The organism is Dickeya sp. CFBP 2040 (assembly GCF_012273755.1).
GTDB classification, from domain to species: domain Bacteria; phylum Pseudomonadota; class Gammaproteobacteria; order Enterobacterales; family Enterobacteriaceae; genus Dickeya; species Dickeya poaceiphila.
This window is the reverse complement of record NZ_JAAVXH010000047.1, coordinates 1-5233: the sequence shown is the minus strand read 5'-3', so window position 1 is coordinate 5233 and position 5233 is coordinate 1. Positions and strand designations below refer to the sequence as shown.

At 37.7% G+C, this 5233-nt stretch carries 5 protein-coding genes; 1 reads left to right on the top strand and 4 read right to left on the bottom strand.

Annotated features, from left to right (window positions below; genetic code table 11):
- Positions 1-87 precede the first annotated feature (87 nt).
- Complete coding sequence (locus Dpoa2040_RS06695; RefSeq protein ID WP_168640768.1) at positions 88-741, bottom strand: hypothetical protein; 654 nt, start codon at positions 739-741, stop codon at positions 88-90.
- Positions 742-758: 17 nt separating this feature from the next.
- Positions 759-1313, bottom strand: a complete 555-nt coding sequence (locus Dpoa2040_RS06690; protein WP_168640766.1) for a membrane lipoprotein lipid attachment site-containing protein — start codon at positions 1311-1313, stop codon at positions 759-761.
- Positions 1314-1984: 671 nt separating this feature from the next.
- On the opposite strand from Dpoa2040_RS06690, the gene Dpoa2040_RS06685 reads away from it, so the two are divergent.
- On the top strand, positions 1985-2362 hold the full coding sequence (locus Dpoa2040_RS06685; protein WP_168640765.1) for a hypothetical protein: 378 nt from the start codon (positions 1985-1987) through the stop codon (positions 2360-2362).
- Positions 2363-2467: 105 nt separating this feature from the next.
- Here Dpoa2040_RS06685 and Dpoa2040_RS06680 read toward each other — a convergent pair whose 3' ends face one another.
- Both Dpoa2040_RS06680 and Dpoa2040_RS06675 read right to left on the bottom strand, forming a co-directional pair.
- Positions 2468-3502, bottom strand: a complete 1035-nt coding sequence (locus tag Dpoa2040_RS06680; protein WP_168640763.1) for a hypothetical protein — start codon at positions 3500-3502, stop codon at positions 2468-2470.
- Positions 3503-4474: 972 nt separating this feature from the next.
- The coding region (locus tag Dpoa2040_RS06675) for a hypothetical protein (RefSeq protein WP_210423854.1) at positions 4475-5233 on the bottom strand (759 nt) is incomplete at its 5' end.

The following is a 5233-nucleotide window of genomic DNA, read 5'->3' as shown; positions in this document are numbered from 1 at the left end:
TATATATTGAATATAATATTGACTCATCCATAAGCATATGGTTAATATAAAAAATCATGCAACAATATGTATATAGTCCATACGCTTTTACTGATAATGGTTTTTTTTCGAAAGTGCATCTCGATAACGCTGTTGCTCAACAATGCTCAGATTGGGGTCAGATAGTACACTCCGCCCTTTCACAGCAATATCGTAGTCAATTTGTGATTGCATCTCATATTCTTTGGCCGGCTTAAAATAATCCGACTGCGGTACAGATGACGATGCCGAATAACCAGAATATGTTTTACTCCCAGCACAACCGAGGTAAGTCAGCAGACAGGCGAACAAGAAGCACAACGTCCATACCATATTGAATCCATTAAGCGTGTATCCGCTGCCACTCACATTTGAAAATACGCTATGAAATCTGACGGCATAGACAATCAGGAACGATGAGAGGATAACAGCCCGACTTTTACCTACGGTCAAATGCTTACGTATAAATTTTATCGTTGGCACCAGTGTGACCATAAACAGCCCGATAGCAGCTAACATCAGCCATAACGGGAACACCCCGTATTTTTGCGTGGTGTTCTGCGATAGCGTCACAACAGAAAGTACCAAGAAGGCGTTCAGCAGAAAAAGTCTCAGGGCCAACGATGCCTTAACCTTCTTTGGTATCTTACGGAGAAACAGTACCGGTGCCAGTGATGGTATGTTCACCAGCAGAGCAATCAAAAACATCCAGATAGTGTTCATAGCGTCTTTTCCTGAAATTACTGTGCTGACCAGCCGTTATTGGTTTTCACCAGAACAGTTTTGGATTCTTCAGGTGTAGTCATTCCCTTGACGCCAGAAAAGGCTTTCTTATCCACCCAGCCCGGTACACCATCCAGTTTCCACGTATAGGTCACTTGCGTCATTTTAACGCCATTACCTTCGCTGGGTTCGGTCCAGCTTTTCACCTCAGCGACAACACGATGACCAACACAGGCACCGTCTTTGCGATCCCAAAACTCAACCTCCTGACCTTTATCGGTAACTTCCAGAACATCAACGCTGCTAAACCCGTTAGATTCTTGTGAAACCTTTAACAACCCCTGTTCAACAAGCCCTTTAAGGATTTCATCACTGGCACTGTATCCGGCAGAGCGGAAACCACGGTTCACACGTCTGGGGAAGCCTTTATTGAATACAACATCATTGTCATTGAGTGAGTAGCACACTTTGGACGATGATATTTTTGCGTTGATAGCCTTCTCAAAGTCGCCTTTCTCACCACATCCCGCCAGAACCAGTGCCGTGCCAGCAACGAGCAAAATCTTCTTCATCTGCTTATCCATCCTGATAATCAAAAACGCTGTCATTTAAGGGAGGCGACTGTTTACCGGTATCCGTTACAGCTTGTTCTGACAGACACATAAGAGCACAGCCACCTCATTAACCAATTGATAGCTTTCAATTATTTCTGCTGGCCGTCATATCGTTTGTAACGATCAAAACTGAAATAATGATAGATATTTACTATCATTAACTTTTTATCGATCGATTTAAACAATTAAAATACCGATCGATAAACCTATTTTAATCGCTATTGTCTATCAATATGTAATTATCGATCTGATATACCGATCATTTTGCTTGCCATACCTGACGCTGATAGATAGAGTTAACCAGAGGCTCATAAAGCGATTTGCCACGTACTTCTGGCTCAGTAAAAACAAAGCCTTTTAGATGGTAAGAAACGCGCTATAGGCTGTTTTATGAGGCAGGAATGGCTGTTATGCACATCAGGGAAAATACGCTGGCAAGGTTTCATATGGAATAACGTGATAATCACTTAATTTACCCGATTACTCGTTCACCTACTGCTTTTCCATTTTTCTGTGGAGGCACATGTTCGTCAGTAATCAATGAAACAGGCTTGTGGTGGTTTATGACCAACACGATTTTTAATCTCACTCATACTACTTTTTTATCGTTATGTTTTATCGGAGTTAATATGAAGAAACTGCTTATTGCGGCACTGGTGATCCTGCCTTTTTCCGCCTGTACGACTTATGGTAATAAATCCCTGAAAAACGAAACCCAACAGACCGTTAAAACCAAAATCGTTAAAGGGAAAACTACGCAGCAGGAAATATTGGCTGCATTCGGGGAACCGCAAACACGCGCCAGCAATGATGGTCAGGAAATGTGGTCCTACTCCAGTATGTCAGGCGAGAGTCAGATATCGAACTACGTTCCCGGTCTGGCCCTACTGAAGAACAGCAATACAGCTCACATGAACTCCCTTGAGATCTGGTTCAAGGGAAATGTTGTTGAGCGGTATAATTTCAGTCAGACGGCGAGTAAAGTCTCTCGTGGGCTGTTGGATTAGATTATTTTTAATAAGCCTGATGAGTAATTAAATTAATATTCATGCAGTTAATAAATCAGGCTAATCATAAAAAGCGTAACTTTGCATTAAAGATAGTCAATTGTATCAAGTAATAAAACCATCCTCCAATGCTGAACTACAATTAATTATATGTGTGAATTTTGATTCGATTTCTTGAGTGGTTAAACTTTCAGATGTGATAAAATTTCTTCTTAAATTATAATATTGAAATAAGTCGTCACAATAATTCCAATATGTTGATTCTTTTTGCAAACCATTCCTCACTAATTTTACCGCTTTATAATCACAACCATCAAATGAAGGAACGAAATATATAGATAACGCGATACTCTTTAAACCTTCATCAGCAGTTAGCAACCACGTATCTTGTACTACTCCATCTAATTTTTCATTTGACTGAATTGCAACCACACGATAGTAGATGATATCTGAGGCTGAATTCAGTGCATTTTTTATTATATATTCTTTCTTTCCACCCTTACAAAAATTGCTTCTTATTGTTTTACAGAACTGTTTAAATGCAATATCTTTACAATTACTTGAATCATAGAAACAATATTTTGCAATTTCAGCTTCTATCGCTGTCAGAATATCAGCATTAGAAATCATATATTCCACATACTTTGTAAATTTCTGCTCTGGTGTAAGATGATTATATTTAATAGTTATCGTTTGAATTAATAACATTGAAAGATATGAAATTGAATGTAGATATTTTTCCCCTAAAGGCAATTCCTTAAAGGACCGATCATAATCTTTATCTGATGGCAGCGCTACAGAATTTGGAGAATCAATATAACTTGGACAATATATTTTCAGGAATAGCTCAAATGAGTTTTGAAGCTCTTTATAATATGAACGATCTACTTCACTAAAAGAGAATCCCGGCGACAAGCATAAAGATGCTTTATTGAACTGCTTGACTACGTAGTGCAACTGCGAATCGTTATAGCTAATTTTTCCCTGAATAATATCATTCATTTTCGATAAAATATTTAAGTCAATGACAACACTTGTTTCTATGCCTTTTCTTTTATTTTTATTTACCTTTCCTGCTGAAAATGTAGGATTTCGATCACAAGAATGAACTGGCTTAATGAATAATGGGGAAAATGGCATTATTATCTCCGTTTTAGATTTAAATAAAATCGCATTCAATTTTTAAATGGCTTGTGGAATACAAGTTTAAGCCTATTTAAAATTATAATACACTGCTATTTTCTCTCTCCTGAACTGACATCCAAAAAATATTTTTAACTTTATTTTAAATTCGCGTAAATCGAAGGTTGATATGTTTGTCAACTGATCTTTTTGAATCCTTGAAAGATATCATCAAGCGAAACACCAAATGCGTCTTCCTCAAACGATACATATCTATTAAGATGTGGAAGTTTTCAGGGTTTAATTCTTTCTGCTAGTGACAGACCGGCGAAGTTCAACTGCTATTGCGCTGAAAAAAATTTTCAATCACATGATCTCCTTAAACTAGATCTTATAGTGAACATAAAAATATCGCTGTTTAAAAATACACGTCTATCGGTTGAACTGCAACCATTTAAGTGTATATTCGTCATACTTCAAGTTGCAGGTGCGTTGGCTACTCTCAGTCACCCGAATAACCTATTTATGTAAGTCCATCGATATTCCTTTGATTGCAGCCTTCCTACAACCCGAATTATTTAGGGTGTAGGCAATATATATTTTAGTCTTCTCAATCTGATTCATCTTCATATAAAACAACAGCGATCTTCAGCCTATCAAGAGCCTGAGATAACACCTTATAGAGATCGCCTTCAATCTCATGCTCAAACTCACCATTTCTGAGCATTAGCACATAGCCAGTAGCCAGATCTCGTTCATCAACAGGGTAGATCGGTTCTATAGCTATTCTGAAGTCAGTATCTCTTTATTCAGATAGCGGATAGCCAGTGTCGGAATGAATCACGATGCCGCAAAAAGCGTTCTGTTCGGATAAAAAAATGTCTTCAGCAATGGCTTCATCCGAGGCATTAGCATACCACCTGCCTGCGTGGTAGTATTAATTAGTTTGCTAATGGGTGTGGAGGATGCTGGCTGGTATAAAATATCATCCTAGATAGTATCCCAATCTATCGGCTCTTCTGGTTCTACAAGGCTTACATTATCCATAGAGATACTCCCTTTCACACTTTTAATTTTGATCGCCCCTTGAGACTTTTTAGCCTGTAATCTTGCTATTAACACATCGATATCTTCTTTGTTGTTTACATTTTCAATGACTGACTCAATAGACCTACTCTTACCTTCATTTTTAGTATAGTCTCCTCCGCTATCAATAATGCTTTCGTCTCGTTCAACTTCTATCTTTTCTTTCTTTTTTCTAATCTCAGAAACAAAACGAGCACGATCACCGTTGAAAACAATCGCTGGGTTTATGAAATACCAGTTTTTTTCATTGGTTTTAGCAATAATGCGCTTCTCGATGAGTTCCTTTATCCCCCGGTAAAAGATAGATTCTGATAAGATAAAATGATCTATCTTCTCCGCAAGAGACATTGCCTTTTTACAGCTCAGGTAGAAATGATCTTTACCTATCGCATCCTGATAAATACGTAAAAAGATAAAAAATACTTTGTATGCTGTTTTCGTGAGATCAAAGTAGGATTTTATTTGTGATGTATAGAGTTTAATGAACTCTTCTTTATCAACCTCTTGTGTATGCACAATATTAGAAAAGTAGCTTCGACTGGCATCTTTTCTTTCGATAAGTTCAGTTCCCCTTGAAACAGTCAGATTTTTCTTTCTTGTATCAATCTTTAGTTCTGTTTCAAAGCAAAAAGGATTTAAGCCTAAATCCAAGTCAACATCTAT

Coding starts and splice junctions, on each gene's coding strand:
- Dpoa2040_RS06695 (WP_168640768.1), bottom strand. CDS start 741: ATGAACACTATCTGGATGTTTTTGATTGCTCTGCTGGTGAACATACCA.
- Dpoa2040_RS06685 (WP_168640765.1), top strand. CDS start 1,985: ATGAAGAAACTGCTTATTGCGGCACTGGTGATCCTGCCTTTTTCCGCC.
- Dpoa2040_RS06690 (WP_168640766.1), bottom strand. CDS start 1,313: ATGAAGAAGATTTTGCTCGTTGCTGGCACGGCACTGGTTCTGGCGGGA.
- Dpoa2040_RS06680 (WP_168640763.1), bottom strand. CDS start 3,502: ATGCCATTTTCCCCATTATTCATTAAGCCAGTTCATTCTTGTGATCGA.